The organism is Jatrophihabitans sp. (genome assembly GCF_051960575.1).
Lineage (GTDB): Bacteria > Actinomycetota > Actinomycetes > Mycobacteriales > Jatrophihabitantaceae > JBQCEE01.
This window is the reverse complement of sequence record NZ_JBQCEE010000075.1, coordinates 1-14,682: the sequence shown is the minus strand read 5'-3', so window position 1 is coordinate 14,682 and position 14,682 is coordinate 1. Positions and strand designations below refer to the sequence as shown.

Annotated in this window: 13 protein-coding genes and 2 pseudogenes; 11 read left to right on the top strand and 4 right to left on the bottom strand. The window is 67.2% G+C overall.

Going from position 1 to position 14,682, the window contains the following annotated elements:
• Window positions 1-45 precede the first annotated feature (45 nt).
• Window positions 46-1,911 (bottom strand): family 43 glycosylhydrolase, encoded by a 1,866-nt coding sequence (locus tag ACTHMS_RS03735; protein WP_440305327.1) that lies wholly within the window; start codon window positions 1,909-1,911, stop codon window positions 46-48.
• Window positions 1,912-2,020: 109 nt separating this feature from the next.
• Between ACTHMS_RS03735 and ACTHMS_RS03730 the strand changes: the two genes are divergently transcribed.
• Genes ACTHMS_RS03730 through ACTHMS_RS03690 form a run of 9 tightly spaced genes read left to right on the top strand, consistent with a single transcriptional unit; the run spans window position 2,021 to window position 10,457 of the window.
• Complete coding sequence (locus tag ACTHMS_RS03730) at window positions 2,021-2,791, top strand: NAD-dependent epimerase/dehydratase family protein (protein ID WP_440305326.1); 771 nt, start codon at window positions 2,021-2,023, stop codon at window positions 2,789-2,791.
• Window positions 2,792-2,850: 59 nt separating this feature from the next.
• On the top strand, window positions 2,851-4,194 hold the full coding sequence (locus ACTHMS_RS03725) for an extracellular solute-binding protein (RefSeq protein WP_440305325.1): 1,344 nt from the start codon (window positions 2,851-2,853) through the stop codon (window positions 4,192-4,194).
• 1 nt (window position 4,195) lies between these two features.
• Complete coding sequence (locus ACTHMS_RS03720) at window positions 4,196-5,122, top strand: carbohydrate ABC transporter permease (RefSeq protein ID WP_440305324.1); 927 nt, start codon at window positions 4,196-4,198, stop codon at window positions 5,120-5,122.
• A gap of 53 nt (window positions 5,123-5,175) precedes the next feature.
• Window positions 5,176-6,000 carry a carbohydrate ABC transporter permease gene (locus ACTHMS_RS03715; RefSeq protein ID WP_440305323.1) on the top strand — a complete coding sequence of 275 codons (825 nt, stop codon included), beginning with the start codon at window positions 5,176-5,178 and terminating at the stop codon, window positions 5,998-6,000.
• On the top strand, window positions 5,997-6,746 hold the full coding sequence (locus tag ACTHMS_RS03710) for a GntR family transcriptional regulator (protein WP_440305322.1): 750 nt from the start codon (window positions 5,997-5,999) through the stop codon (window positions 6,744-6,746). Before ACTHMS_RS03715 ends, ACTHMS_RS03710 begins: the two co-directional genes overlap by 4 nt.
• Window positions 6,736-7,869, top strand: coding sequence for a mandelate racemase/muconate lactonizing enzyme family protein (locus tag ACTHMS_RS03705; protein WP_440305321.1), 1,134 nt, complete (start codon window positions 6,736-6,738; stop codon window positions 7,867-7,869). Before ACTHMS_RS03710 ends, ACTHMS_RS03705 begins: the two co-directional genes overlap by 11 nt.
• Window positions 7,860-8,897, top strand: coding sequence for an SMP-30/gluconolactonase/LRE family protein (locus ACTHMS_RS03700; protein WP_440305320.1), 1,038 nt, complete (start codon window positions 7,860-7,862; stop codon window positions 8,895-8,897). The genes ACTHMS_RS03705 and ACTHMS_RS03700 overlap by 10 nt, the downstream gene beginning before the upstream one ends.
• On the top strand, window positions 8,885-9,514 hold the full coding sequence (locus tag ACTHMS_RS03695; RefSeq protein ID WP_440305319.1) for a bifunctional 4-hydroxy-2-oxoglutarate aldolase/2-dehydro-3-deoxy-phosphogluconate aldolase: 630 nt from the start codon (window positions 8,885-8,887) through the stop codon (window positions 9,512-9,514). Before ACTHMS_RS03700 ends, ACTHMS_RS03695 begins: the two co-directional genes overlap by 13 nt.
• Window positions 9,504-10,457 carry a sugar kinase gene (locus ACTHMS_RS03690; protein WP_440305318.1) on the top strand — a complete coding sequence of 318 codons (954 nt, stop codon included), beginning with the start codon at window positions 9,504-9,506 and terminating at the stop codon, window positions 10,455-10,457. The genes ACTHMS_RS03695 and ACTHMS_RS03690 overlap by 11 nt, the downstream gene beginning before the upstream one ends.
• Window positions 10,458-10,671: 214 nt before the next feature.
• Here ACTHMS_RS03690 and ACTHMS_RS03685 read toward each other — a convergent pair whose 3' ends face one another.
• Entirely contained in the window at window positions 10,672-11,625 is a 954-nt protein-coding gene (locus ACTHMS_RS03685) for an aldo/keto reductase (RefSeq protein ID WP_440305317.1), read from the bottom strand.
• Between the two features lie 140 nt (window positions 11,626-11,765).
• On the opposite strand from ACTHMS_RS03685, the gene ACTHMS_RS03680 reads away from it, so the two are divergent.
• On the top strand, window positions 11,766-12,653 hold the full coding sequence (locus tag ACTHMS_RS03680) for a helix-turn-helix transcriptional regulator (RefSeq protein ID WP_440305316.1): 888 nt from the start codon (window positions 11,766-11,768) through the stop codon (window positions 12,651-12,653).
• Here ACTHMS_RS03680 and ACTHMS_RS03675 read toward each other — a convergent pair.
• Window positions 12,650-12,997: pseudogene (locus tag ACTHMS_RS03675) on the bottom strand (MmyB family transcriptional regulator); the annotation flags it as partial. The gene ACTHMS_RS03680 and the pseudogene ACTHMS_RS03675 overlap by 4 nt on opposite strands.
• A gap of 218 nt (window positions 12,998-13,215) precedes the next feature.
• On the opposite strand from ACTHMS_RS03675, the gene ACTHMS_RS03670 reads away from it, so the two are divergent.
• Window positions 13,216-13,866: an N-acetyltransferase family protein gene (locus ACTHMS_RS03670; RefSeq protein WP_440305315.1), complete on the top strand. Its 651-nt coding sequence runs from the start codon at window positions 13,216-13,218 to the stop codon at window positions 13,864-13,866.
• Window positions 13,867-14,028: 162 nt separating this feature from the next.
• Here the strand turns inward: ACTHMS_RS03670 and ACTHMS_RS03665 are convergent.
• Window positions 14,029-14,253 (bottom strand): annotated as a pseudogene (locus tag ACTHMS_RS03665) (DUF6924 domain-containing protein); the annotation flags it as partial.
• Window positions 14,254-14,682 lie beyond the last annotated feature (429 nt).

Here is a 14,682-nt window from a genome sequence, read left to right as displayed (position 1 = left end):
CGGGCGATACGTCTCCGTGGAGACGTACCGTTCCCCGAGGGATGGTTACGTGCCGACCGGCACGGTGAGCGTGTCGATCTCGGGAGCGCTGGATGCCGATGGAGAGATGGCTATGGTGTTGGCGCCGGCCTGCAGTGTCAGGTTCGCGACGGCGACGGCGGTCGTGTTGCCGTCGGTGGTCGGCGGGAAAGCGATCTCGGTGGCGCTGCCGCCGTTGACGCTGATCGTCGCCTGCTGGTCGGTGGTGGCCGGGTTGCTGTAGCCGATCTTCACCGTGTAAACGCCAGAGGTCGCGGCCTGTACGCCGGCGAAGGTGAGGGTCCCGCCCTGGGGATTGCGTTGATCCGTGGCGTTGAGGTCGATGGCGTCCACGGAGAAGTATGTGCCGCTTGAGGCCGCGTTCTTCGTGCCCGTCAACGTGATGGTGAAGGTGTGGGTGCCGCTAGACAGGCCGGTGTCGGTGAACAGCGTCTGCAAGTGCTGCTGGGTGGTGGCATAGGCGTCGACGGTGTCGATGACGGTGCCGTCGACGGTCATGGTGGCTTTGCCGTAGTTGGGTCCGCGAAGTCCGATGAGGCGGACGGTGGTGCCGGTGAAGGTGACGCTCGTGGATGCGCCGGCGGCTTGGGCGAAGGACTTGGTGCTGTCGTACTCGGTGCTGAACGACGTGCCGTTGCCGTGTGTCCAGGCGCCGGTGTAGGTGAGTGCGGGGCCGGCGTCGTCGTAGGTGTAGGTGACCGGCCCGGGGGCGAGGTTGGAGACGACTGATTCGCCAGTGCAACCGGTGCACGCGGTGACACTTGCGCTGCCGCTGAGCGTCGTGCCTGGACCGCCCGCCTCGTAGCTGTCGTTGCGTGTCTGCGCTGCCCACGTGCCCTGCACGAGGTCGAGTGTCCAGGAGGGCACCCACTGCAGACTCGCTGTATCGCCGCCGATGGTGATCGGCAGCCAGATCGGCGCGGAGTCGTATAGGTCGTTGTCGTTCCAGCGGTCGCCGATGAAGACGTGGGTGGTGCCTGCGGCGCCGGTCACGTCAAGGATGCTGCTGATCTGCGAGTCGAATGTGTTCGTCCCCGTGGGCGCGAAGTTCTTCCACGGCGTCCACGGCCCTGCGAGGGAGGTGGCGGTCGTGTATTGGTTGTCGTTCGTGGCGAGCGACGTGAGGTGCGAGCCGAACAGGTAGTACGTCGAGCCGACTTTGGTCATGGCAGGCGCCTCGTGGTCGCTGAGCACTGCGACCGCCGCGGTCACGGATTCGAAGTCCGAGGAGAGGCGATCGATGCGAAGGCCGTTGGCGCGATCTTCGGTGAGCAGGTAACCGGTGCCGTCGGTGTCCTGGTACACGTTGATGTCCCGGCTCTGCTGGCCGAGCGGGCTGGAACTTCCGAGGTAGGTGTACGGGCCGCACGGCGTCGTGCTCTCGGCGACGCCGACGAGGGCTTGGTCGTACAGGTGGGGTGTGTCGATGTGCAGCCACATCACAAACTTGTGTGTTGTCGCGTTGTACAGCACCGATGGCCGTCCGACGGCACGGTTGGGACCGAGGTCGCCGCTCGACTGGAGGCTGAGTGCATCGGGTTCGCGGTGCCAATTCACCAGATCGGTGGAGGAGTAGCAGGTGATGGCGGTGAAGACGAGCCCGTTGACCATGTTCTCGCCCCAGGCGTAGTACGTCCCGCTCACGTCGAGCACCGTGCCCACAGCGCGCAGCTGAGCGAGGTCCCCGTGCTGGTCGCTCCACGCTGCCGCAGGAACGATGCTCTGCACGCCGGCCGAGGTGACCGCAGCCGTCCGGATCGGTAGCGAAGCGGCGTGTGACCCGGTGAGGCGAGGAGGTGCACCTGCGATCAGGAGCAGCAGGATGCTGACGGAGCAGATATAGCTCAGCGTTTGGATGCGCCGAACGAGCATGATGAGACTCCCGCTGTGAACCGGTAGACCGGAACCGGTGTCGTGTGCTGCGGTCGCAGCTTCCCGGGACGGTAGAATGCATGATGCATGATGTCAACGGCCTCGGGAGGTGGGCATCGCTATGGATCAGTGCGAGCCGGACGTTGCGGCCCGTCAGCGAGTGGTGATCACGGGCGCGTCGGGCGCGGTCGGTCTGGTGCTCCGGGTCGGGCTCGGGGGAGAGCACGACATTATGTGCGTCGACCGGGTCGTCCCCGCCGGTGTCCACGACGGCGAGCGCTGGATCGAGGCGGACATCGCCGATCAGGCCGCACTGCGACGCGCTCTCGCCGGCGCCGACGTGGTGATCCACCTGGCCGCCGCGGCGAGGACGTGGTCGACGTGGGAGGAGATCCGTGGGCCGAACATCGACGGATTGCACGCGGTGCTGGAAGCGAGTTGCGATGCCGGCGTGCGGCAGTTCATTTTCGCCAGCAGTGGGCATGTCGCGGGGCTCTACGGCAACGCGCCCACCCGGCTGATCCGAGTCGACGATCCTTGCCGTCCCGACTCGCTCTATGCGGTCAGCAAGGTGTTCGGGGAGTCTCTGTGCCGTCTCGCCGCCGAGCAGCGGCGCCTGGCTGTGACCTGTCTGCGCATCGGATGGCTGTTGGACGAGCCGCAGGACGGTCATGGCCGCCACGTGTGGATCAGTCCGCGCGACCTAGTCGAGCTCGTGCGTCGCTGCATCGCTGCGCGACCTCGGTTCGGCGTCTACTGGGGCGTCTCCGCCAACGGCCGCTGTCCGTGGGACAACTCGCCGGCCGTTGACGAATTGGGCTTCGTCGCTCGAGACGATGCCGAGCGGCGTCTTTCGGAACTTGCCGCGCCGGACGCTTGACATCATGCATCATGCATTTTACGGTTCCGGCGTTCACTCCAGAGCGAAGGAGTTCTGCAATGGCCGATGTCCACGGCGCTGCTCAGGCCGGTATGTCCCGTCGATCGTTTCTTGCCGGGGTTGCCGGCGTCGGGGCGCTCACGGCGCTGTCGGCTTGCAGCTCGAGCAGTAGCGCGTCGGCGGGCGGGCGCAAGAAGCTGACGTACTGGACGTGGGCATCCTCGAGCGCGCCCGACCCGCGGTCGCAGGCGCAAAAGCAGATCTTGGCCCGGTTCCGGCAGACCCACCCGTCGGTGGACGTCGTAGAGCAGGTCGTGCCGTTCGCCGATCTGTCCAACCAGCTCATCCAGTCGGTGCAGACTGGTCGAGCACCTGACGTCAGCCGGCAGGTCGACTCGAACCTCGGGACGTTGGTCGCGGCGGGCGCGATCGCACCGCTCGATCAGTATGTGAGCGGATGGAACTCCGCGCAGAAGTCGCAGTTCCTCTACCCGTGGAACGACACCGTCGTGAACGGTAAGAAGTATGCGTTCCGGCAGGCGCTGCGCCCATCGAACTACACCTACTACCGCACCGACCTGTACCAGAAGGCGGGGCTCACCGTGCCCACGACGGGCACAGCGTTCCGTGCGGACATCCAGAAGTTGACCAGCGGCAGCGAGTATGGATGGTTGATCGCCCTTTCGAAGTCCGACGCGCTGTCGGCGATCATGCAGATCCTGCCGCCCATCCTGTGGGACATGGGCAGCGACCTCATCGACCCGTCGACCAGCGCTCCGATCTTCCAGCACGAAGCCGGCGCGACAGTCCTTGCGTGGATGCAGGACTTGGTGCGCTCCAAGCACGTCATGCCGTCGGCGGCCAGCACGATGGACACGAACGCGGCGGACCAGCAGTTCCTCGCGGGCAAGGTCAGCACGTACTTCGCCAACACCGCCAAGTACGCGAGTTGGAGCAGCACGGCATCATTCCCGGCCGCGAGCTTGGGTTACGCACCATTCCCGAACTTCGGTGACAATGCGACCAAGCCCGGATCAGCGAATCTCGGCGGCGGCTGGACACTGACCATGAGCAAGACGGCCGACCAGGATCTCGCCTGGGAATTCATCGACTTCATGCACAGCGCCGAAGCCGAACTCATCGACGCCCAGGTCGGCGGCGAACTTCCGACCAACAGCCAGACCCTCGAGCAGGCATGGTTCAAGACGCCAGCAGCCAAGTACATCCACGACGCGTTCACCTGGCTCCAGCAGAGCTCCCACGAGGCCACCACCTTGAAAATCAAGAACTACCCCGCCTTCGTCGATGCTTTCGGCAATGCGGTGCAAGCAATCATCACCAACGGCGCAAGCGTCACCAGCACCCTGAACGACGCAGCGCGCACCTACAGCGGAAGCTTGTGACGTGACGTTGACCGTCGCCGCGCGGTCTCTACCGCCGACGCAGACCACGGGGACGTCGCCGACGCCACCGTGCCGTCGACGCTCGCGGGCGTACCTCGGGATCGTTCCCGCGGTTGTCGTCGTCGGTGCCGTGACAGTGGTACCGCTGCTGCAAGCCGTCAACCTCGCGTTCCACCGCACAGTCTTCCTGCACGTCGGTTCCTACGCTGGCTTCGACAACTTCCTCCAGCTGTTCCGGTCGGCCGAGGTGCGTTCCGGGCTGAGTCAGACCGTCGTGTTCACCGTCGCGTCGGTCGTAGTCGCTCTTGTGTGCGGGGTGACCGTCGCCTGCGCGCTCGCCGAGACCCGGCACACCGCGGTGTACGAGACGATCCTGCTGCTGCCGTGGGTGATCTCGCAGCTGCTCACCGGGCTGCTGTGGAAGTTCCTGTTCAGCCCGAACGTCGGGCTAGTCGACGTGATGTGGAAGGCCGTCACCGGCGACAGCAATACCGATCTACTGTCGCAACCCGGAACGGCGATGGCGTGCCTAGTCGTCGCCAATGTCTGGGAGATCATGCCGTTCGCCGTCGTGATCACGCTGTCGGCCCTGCGCACCGTGCCCGCGGAACTGCATGAGGCCGCAGCCATGGACGGCGCGTCCAAGATCAGGTCTTACTTGCTCATCATCCTGCCGCAGATCAAAGGCAGCATCTTCGTCGTCACGGTCATGCTCAGCCTGCACAGCTTCAACATGGTGCAACTCCCGCTGCTGATCACCGGCGGAGGCCCGGCGAACGGAACCAACCTGCTCGGCCTGCAGGTGTACCGGGACGCTTTCGTTTCCTACAACTTCGGCTCGGCCTCGGCGCTCGCGCTGGTCATGTTCGTCATCAACGTCGTCTTCACGATCGTGTACATGCGCCTGTTGAAAGCGCGCGTCCAATGACAACTCTCGCCTCTCGAACAGCACGGGTCCGCCACGTCCGGCGGAGGCCAGACGTGCGTCGCCTGACCACCGGCGCCGGCCGCGGGACGCTCATTGCCCTCAGCTGCGCCTTCGCCGTGCTGCCGATCTACTGGGCGGTCAGCACCTCACTGAAACCCGCTCGCGAGATCGCCGCCTCGCCGCCGACACTCCTGCCGCACCACCTCGGCGCAGAAAGCTATCGCACGGCCGTACAGACGACGGCAATCCCGCAGGAGCTGCGCAACAGCGTGGTCATCACCCTCGCCACCGTCGTGTTGACCCTTCTCGTGGCGCTGCCCGCCGGCTACGTCGCCTCCCGCTACGACTTCCGCGGCAAACGAGCGGCGCTCAGCCTGCTGCTGGCGACCGTCATGATCCCCAGCATCGTCACGCTCGTCCCCCAGTACACACTGGCCGTCAGGACCCACCTCTACGACACCTACCAGGTCCTCGCGCTCATCTTCGCCGCCACCGAACTGCCGACTGCGGTGTGGCTGGCCAAAAGCTTCTTCGACGGCATCCCGCGGGAGATCGAGGAAGCGGCGAGCATCGACGGGTGCAGCCAATGGGCGACGATGTGGCACGTCATCCGCCCGCTGTCCTGGAACATCGTCGTGACCATCTCGATCATCGTCGGTATCTGGTCATGGGGTGAACTCATCGTCGGGCTCAACCTCACCGCGTCCGACGCTCACCGGCCCGTCATGGTGGGGCTGTACTTCTTCATCGGCGACGCCGGTATCCAGTGGGGTCCGTTGACCGCTGCCGCCTGCATCAGCGTGCTCCCGATCATCGTCGGCTACTTCCTCCTCCGCCGCTTCTTCGTGTCCGGCCTGACCAAAGGTGCCCTGAAATGACGCCGAAACCTTCGACCGTCCCCGTCACCGACGCACTGGCGTCCCAGGACGCCCTCACCAAAGCCTTCAGCGGCCCCAGCGCGGCCGGTCGCGAGACTCAGACCGAGTTCGTCTACCACCGACTGCTGAGCAGCATCTCCGCCGGCGTACTCAAACCCGGCGAGCGCCTGAAGATCCAGGCCATCGCCGACACCTTGAGCCTCAGCATCACTCCGGTTCGCGAAGCGCTTCGACTGGCCTGTCGCGATGGCGTCGTCACCGAGCGCCCCTACGCCGGATTCGTGGTCAGCGAGCTGTCCCACGAAGAGTTGTGGGAGCTGTTCGAACTCCGCGGACTGCTCGAAGGATTCGTCGTCCGGAAGGCCATCCCCAAGCTCGAGGTCGTCGATCTACGCGAACTGCGCGAGAACTACGACCGCATGGACGAGGCGTTCGGGCGCGGCGACGTCGATGCATTCCGCACCGCGAACACCGAGTTCCACGGCGTACTCATTCGACGCGGCTTCCCGCACGGTTACACCCGCGATGTCATCGACGCGATGAGCAACAACACCCAGCGCTACCGGGCGGCCGCCCGTGGACTCGACGACTCCTACTACCGCGCCGCGCAGGCTGACCACCTGCAACTGATCGAGATCTGTGAGCGGGGCGATGTCCAAGCGGCCGAACAGCTCGTGCGCGAGCACGCGCTGACCTTTGCTCGCTACCTCTCCCAAACCATGTTCGGCGCGACCCGTGAAGATTGAGGCGATCGACACCTTCACCGGCTGGGGCACCTGGTGCAACTGGCTGTTCGTCCGGGTCACCACCAGCGACGGGTCCTTCGGCTGGGGCGAAGGATCACTGCACGGCGCGGTTGCCTCAGTCGAGACGGCCATCCACGAGGTCGGAGCCGATCTGATCGGCCGTCAACTTCTGCACCCCCACGTGCACTGGCAGGACCTCTACCAGACCTGGCGCTGGCGTGGCGGGTGCGTCCTCATGACGGCGATCGGAGCCCTCGACATCGCCCTGTGGGACCTCTACGGCAAGTCGCTCGGCAAACCGGTCTACGAACTGCTCGGTGGCCCATTCCGCACCGAACTCCCGGTGTACGCCAGCCACTGGCTCGAAGGCGTCACCGAACCCGACGCAGCGCATGCTGGGGCCCTCGAGGCGACATCGCGCGGCATCAACGGCCTGAAATGGAACCCGTTCCCACCCGCAGCGCTGGCCCGCAACCACCAGCGCACCATCCGCGCCGGTGCCGACATGATGGCGGCGATCCGCGACGCGGTCGGCCCTGACGTGGCCGTATACGTCGAATGCAGCGAAGCGTTCTCCCCGCGAACCGCCCTCGCAGCCGCCGACGCGTTCCGCCCGCACCAGCCGGCCTGGTTCGAGGAACCGTTGCCGTACGAGAACGCCGCCGCCATGAGCCGGCTGCGACATGACATCGGCGTCCCCATCGCGCTCGGAGAACGGCTCCTCTCGCGGTGGGAGGTCGAACCCCTGCTGAGGCAGCACGCGTGCGACGTGTTGCAACCCGATGTCATGCACGCCGGCGGCCTGAGCGAGGCGATGCGGATCGCAAATCTCGCGGAGACCTACTACGTGCCGATCGCGCCGCACAACCCCGGCGGCCCGGTCTGCCTCATGGCATCCCTGCACCTCGCCGCCGCCATTCCGAATTTCGAAACCTTCGAGGAGATGGAAGGCGAACGCGAACGACGCGACTCGCTGCTCCTCGACCCGCCCACGTTCGTGGACGGCAAGTACGCCTTGTCCGACGCCCCTGGCCTCGGCGTGGACCTCGACCTGGAACGCGCGCTCGAGATGCCGGCACGCCGCCAGCCGAGGCTTGGACGGCGCGGCGTGCAATGGCACTGACCCCGCAGACCTCCATGCAGGCTCAAGCCGCCGCGAGCGAGATCCCCGGACGAGTCGAGTACGCGGCCCTGCCTGCGTCCTCCGAGCGCTTCGGCCACGCCGAGTCACCCAGCTGGGATAGCGAAACGGCAACCCTGACCTGGGTCGATCAGACCGAAGCCACGGTGGTCGTCGGCCACCTCACCGACCGGGGGCAGATCGTCGTCGAGCGCCGCATGCAGGTAGCAGGCGGTCTCGGCGCCGCCGTCCGCTCGGCCGACGATGGCTGGGTAGCAGCCTGCACCAACGGCTTCGTCCATGTCGACCGCCACGGTCGGGCACGCACACTCGCGGAACTCCCGAGCCGGGCGGAAGGTGCCGCTCGGGCTCGGATGAATGACGCCAAGTGCGACCCAGCCGGGCGGCTCTGGGCCGGGACCAGCGCACCGGCGCGCGCGCTCGGCCAAGCCGCGCTCTTGCGGCTCGACACCGGCGGACGCGTGCGCACGATCCTTTCCGACGCGACCGTCTGCAACGGCATGGCGTGGACGGCCGACGGCCGAACCATGTACTTCATCGACACCGCCAGCGGCGGAGTCGACGAAATCGCTCTCGACGAGCGAGGGCTTTCAGTTGCCCGTCGACAGATCATTAAGATCGACCCGAGTCAGGGTGAGCCCGATGGCATGTGTATCGACCACGAGCGTCATCTCTGGATCGCGATCTGGGGTTCCGGCACCGTTGCCCGTTACACACCGCGCGGAGATCTCGTCGGCATCGTGCGAGTGGACGCGCCCCAGGTGACCAGTTGTGCTTTCGTATCTGGTGAGCGCCTCGTCATCACGACCTCGCGACTCGGTTACGACGCGTCCGAGGACGCACGGCATGCGCACGCCGGTCGACTGTTCATCGCCGACGTCGGTATCGGCGGTCCGCCGGCCGTCCGGTTTCAGTTGCGATCCGGCGCGGGTCTCGACGGCAACCTCGGGCGGCGCGAAGCGTCCGGCCTTTGGCACGCCGCGACGTCGGAGTACCGATGGACCTTCTGAGCGCGCTCGTGTCCACAAGGCTGCTCGCCATCGTGCGGTCCACGGACGCGGGGCATGCCGTCCACACTGCTCGCATCCTCGCTGAGGAGGGCATCCGATTGCTGGAGATCTCCATGACCACCCCCGGCGCGCTGGATGCGATCTCCACACTGACGCGAGAGCTGCCAGCGGAGGTCATCATCGGATGCGGGACGGTAGGCACGACGCGAGACGTCGACCGGGCCCGTGACGCCGGTGCGTGCTTCATCGTCACGCCGACACTCGGCCCGGCCATCCCGTACGCAGTCGCTGCCGGCGTCCCTGTACTCGCGGGCGCTTTGACCCCCACCGAGATCCGGTCGGCCCTCGATAGCGGTGCAGTAGCCGCGAAACTGTTCCCCGCCTCGCTGGGTGGGCCGGACTACTTTGACGCCGTCCGCGCCCCGTTGCCCGATGCTCCGATCGTCCCGGTCGGTGGTGTCGATCTTGACCTGGCTCACGCCTACTTGCGTCGGGGCGCGATCGCGGTCGGCGTCGGCACACCGCTCGTGGGTGAATCGTCAAGCACCATTGATTCGTCGGCGCTGCGTATGCGAGCGCGACGGTTCGTCGATCTGGCGGCGGACCATGCCGCCTGAGGTCGTCACCTTCGGTGAAGCGCTTGCGGTCATCCGCGGTCGCGGCCCGCTTCGACTGGGCGGCCCTCTAGAGCTCTCGGTCGCCGGCGCCGAAGCGAACGTAGCGATCGGGCTCGCCCGGCTCGGCCACCGCTGTCGATGGGTCGGCCGAGTCGGCGACGACGAACCGGGCGAGCTCGTCCGCCGTACTCTTCGCGCCGAGGACGTCGACGTCAGCTTCGTGCAGAGCGACACGCATCATTCGACCGGGCTCCTGCTCGCAGATCAGCGGCTCAACGCGATCACGCAGGTCACGTACTACCGATCCGACTCCGCCGGCTCGAAACTGACTGCCGACGACATCCTCCCCGCGCTTGAGCCGGGCGTGCGCCTCCTGCACATCACGGGCATCACCCCGGCGCTGAGCCCGAGCGCGCGAGACGCCGTTCTCCAGGCGGCCGCCGCGGCGAAAGAACTCGGGGTGACAGTCAGTCTCGATGTGAACCACCGCGCACGGCTCTGGTCAGTCGAGACGGCGCGACCGGCCATCCGCCCGCTGGTCCCAATCGTTGACATCCTCTTCGCCTCGGTCGACGAGCTACCTGTCGTCGCCCGACAATCGCCGACCAGTGACGCCGAAACCGTGGTCCAACACTTGTTTGACGACGGGCTGCGGGAAGTCATCGTCAAACGCGGCCGCGCTGGCGCGTGGCTCTGGACCCGCGATCGCTTCGCCACCGTCGAGGCAAAACCGGTATCCGCCGTCGACGTGGTCGGCGCCGGCGACGCCTTCGTGGCAGGCTACCTGTCCGGCTGGTTGGACGGTCTCACCCCCTGTGCCAGCGCCGAACGAGGATCGGTGACCGCGGCATTCGCCGTGACCTGCCAGGGCGACTGGGAAGGACTACCGTCACGCCGCGACCTTCCACTCATCGGGCTCGAACAGGAATCAACCATCCGCTGACCCGGCCGCCTGCCGGGCCGCGTTTGGCGCGGGCAAGCGAATCGACGAGGGTGCGCGCGATATCGTAGGACGACGGCCCGAGCGGCGCGTGCGACACGTGTCCTTCTGTCTCATGGGTATCGCGTCGGCGGCTCGTGTCCGAGTCGGTCTGGACCGACGACTTGGACCGCCCCGGGTTCAGTTGTAGCTTCATCAAACCTCGGGCGGTTCGAGGTTACTCGTCGTGTTCCCACCAGCCGCGAGTGTTGACGTCAGCGGCTTCGGCGAGTGCTTCCAGGTCCGAGGCTTCGTCGGCGGTGAGGCGGACGCCGCGAGCACGAACGAGTCCGTCCACGTGGCTGGGCTTGGTGATGCCGATGATCGGGGTAGCACCCTTGGTGATGGCCCAGGCGGTGGCGATCTCGGCGACGGACGCATCTCGTCGCTCGCCGAGCTGCCGCATCCGGTTGGTCAGTGCCTGCAGCCGTGGCAGGACGCCGTTGTATGCGGTGGCCCGGGCGGTGCCTGCCGGAAGCGGGTTGGCCTGGTCGTACCTCCCGGTCAGTGCTCCCTGCTCGAGCACCATGTAGGCGAGGAATCGCATTCCGTGCTCGCGGCAGTAGTCGAGGACGCCGGCCCGCTCAGGGGCTCGGTACAGCAGGCTGTAGTGGTTCTGGACAGCTTCGACGCGGAAGCCGGCCTGGTTGAGGATCCGGTCTGCTCTGGCGATCTGCTGCAGGTTGTGGTTCGAGACGCCGACGTGCTTGATCTTGCCGGTCTCGAGCAGCGGGAGCAGCTGTGGTGTCCATCGGTCCACATCCTCGGGGTTGTGGATCCAGTACAGGTCGACGTAGTCGGTGCCGAGCCGCGTGAGGCTCTGCTGCAGCATGTCCGCGACCGGGCGGTCGCCGTCGCCGGCAGCCTGCGGAGTGAACTTCGTCGACAGCTGGTACTCGCCCCGGTCGTACCCGGCCAGTGCTCGCCCGAGGACCGTCTCGGCGCGCCCCATGCCGTACACGACCGCGGTGTCCCACAGCGTGAAGCCGTTGGACTGCGCCTGGGCGACGATCTGTCGGAGACCGGCCTCGGTCAACTCGCTGCCGAAGTAGCCGTCGCCGGCCTGACCGCTGTCGCCCCAGGCCCAGGTGCCGATCGCCGCTACGGGCACGGTCAGCGTCTCGCTCGTCATGTCCTACCTCCATCGTTCGGCGTTCCGGTCGGAACGTCCGGTGCTCATGGGACCCGTGCTGCAGCGCGAGAGGGAGGTCGTGTCGATGGGGGCACAAGCTCGCACCCCTCAGCACGGCTGATCGGCGTTACCGTCGATCCATGGACCAGGAGGCCGGGAACCGTGGCGACATCCGCGACTTCCTGACCAGCCGGCGCGCCCGGATCACCCCCGCCCAGGCCGGGTTGCCGACCAGCGCCCGCCGCCGCGTCCCAGGGCTGCGGCGCGAGGAGGTCGCCGTCCTGGCCGGTGTGAGCACGGAGTGGTACACGCGTCTCGAGCGCGGACACATCGCCGGCGTCTCCGAGGACGTCCTCGACGCGGTCGCCCGAACGCTGCAGCTGAGCGACGACGAGCGGACGTACCTGTTCGATCTTGCTCGGTCCTCGCAGCGGCGGCGTCCCGCGCCGTCACGATCCGGGGACGTCGATGTCTCGCCGCAGATCCAGTGGCTGCTGGACTCGATGACCATGACGTCGGCGTTCGTGCGGAACGCGTGCGCGGATGTCGTCGCCGGCAACGCGCTGGCCCGGGCCGTCTTCGCGCCGATGTTCGCCAGCGACACCGTCGACGCGCGGGGACGTCCGAACATCGCCCGGTATATCTTCCTCGATCCCGGTGCGCGGGCGTTCTACGTCGACTGGGAGGCCGCCGGCGTCGCCACGGCTGCGCTGCTGCGCGCCGAGGTTGCGCGCGATCCCCGGGATCGCATGGTGCGCGACCTGGTCGGTGAGCTGTCCACGGTCAGCGTGGAGTTCCGTCGTCTTTGGGCAGCGCACGACGTCCTGTCGCGTCATGACGGCATCAAACGGCTGCGGCACCCGGATGTGGGTGAGCTCGAGCTGGTCTTCCAGCCCCTCGCCCTCCCCGCGCCGACGCGGCCCGTGCTGCAGGTCGTCACCTACATCGCCGAACCGGGCACCGCGTCCGACGAGCGGATCAAGGTGCTCGCGAGCTGGGCGGCAACCAGCGCAGGCCTGGGTCGCTAGAACGGCGACCTGCACCCCTTCGGCTGCTCGACGACGTTCCGCTCAGGCTCGGCGGCCAGACGATGCAGTGCTTGAGCCGAGGTACTGCCCGCACGCGCCGTGATGAGGACGACCTGTTGGTCGTCCTCCGGCACCATGAGCACGTCGCAGTCGAGTTGCAGCGTGCCGACGTCGGGATGCTCGGTCGTCTTGGTGCGGTGGCCCGGGGTGCGGACCGGGTCGGTGTCCCAGATGCGGACGAAATCGTGGCTGCCTGCGCGGAGCTCCGCGACCAGGCTCTGCAACCGGGCGTCGTCGTGATATCGGTCGACGGCGCCGCGCAGGCGTGCCACCGCCACCTCGGCGAAGTCGTCGGCGCCCGAGCTCCACTGCTAGACGACGCCCCGCGCATTTCTCCACGGTGAGTGACAGCACCGCGGCGCGGAAGCAGCAGCTGCCGGTTCGGGCGCGACCCTGACTGCTGTTCGGTCGGCGCCGCGCCCCTGCGGTCTGCTGCCGCGACCTTGAACTGGTGCCCTTCGGCCCGTGCGATCAAGGTGCTGGGCGGTGCACGCTCGGCGACGTGAGCACCCTCCCGGTCGAACCAGCGGCCGTCGCCCCGTCCCGTCCGCGTCCCGGCCCCCGCCGATTCTCCTATCCGGGGGACCCGGACCAATTCCCGGCGCAGCTGCCGGATCGGGAGTACCCGGCCGGGTACGAGAACGCAGTGCAGCTGCGTGACGGCCGCCGCGTCACACTGCGTCCCGTGCGCCGCGGCGACGCCCGCCTGCTCGGTGACCTGTTCGCCGCTGGCACTCCCGAGGCGCTCGAGCACCGGTTCCTCGGCGTCCCGCCGATGATGACTGCCGCAGCCCTGGCCGAGCTGACCAGCATCGATTACTCCGGCCGGTTCGCGCTGCTTGCGTTCGCCGGCGGCCGGGCGGTCGGCACAGCCCGCTACTGCCGCCTGCCGATAGACATCGGTAGCCCCGAGCACGCGTGGGTCGGCACCTTCATCGACCCGGATTGGCGCGACGCGGGCCTGGCGACCGAGATGTTGTGGGTGCTGGCCACTCGCGGCCGCGAGGTCGGGATCGTGTCGTTCCTCGCCGCGGTCGTACCGTCGTCTGCTGAGGCGGCGAACATTGTGACCAGCTTCGGGCCGCTGCTCGTCGGACGCGAGGAGCGTGTTCTCGTCGAGTTCGCAGTCGCGGCGTCCGAGACACCCATGTAGCTGCCGCGCGTAACTGTCTGAAGAAGGGGTAATCAGTGGCCGATGACGCGTACCGAATGCTGGTGGCCCGCGCGCCTCCGCCCTAACGAGATGCTCGCGCGGCCGTCTGGGTCGTGCAGGACTACGACTACGCGAAACCCCTTTCGCGGGCCGGAAGGTGGCGCTGCTCAAGACGAGGTGGTGGAAGTCGTCCCAGTCGGGGTTGGTCAGTGAGAGGTTGGCGTCGATCTTTTGGAGCAGGTCGGCGCGGCAGCGGAGCGCCAGGGCGGTGTCGCTACCGACTCGAATGAGCGGAATCGGGTGCGCCGGGTCGGTGATGGCCCGCTCGTCGGCGATATACGGCACGTCCCACCCGTCGGCAGCATCTGGCCGCGTTGCCCCTTCCACGGCGACGCCCCGATCTTTGAGGCGCTCGCGCTCGCATGGGGACACGCCGTCTTCGGCGACGTCGGCCCAGCCGTTACCGGACAGACCAGTAGCGCGTAGGCGACTCGAGAAATATCTTCAGCCCCACGCCGCGGGAGATGCACCCGGCAGCGATTGGCGTGGCTTTGCATGAAGCGGTACCACCCCGGGATCGACAGCGGTCGACCGGCACCTACCCGATTCCGCGACGACAGTGCCATGGTCGCGCACCGGAGCTTCGTGCGCCCGGTTACCGAGTGCTGACAGAGCGCCGCTTGTGGTAATCGGCGTCCCTTGCTGCGTCGAGTGGCGGGATGCTTCCCCGAAACGATGTTGCCGCCGCCGCCCCGATCTCGAACATCCGGATCCATCCCCAGATCGGCAGCACGGCGACAAGAGCGCTTGTCCATC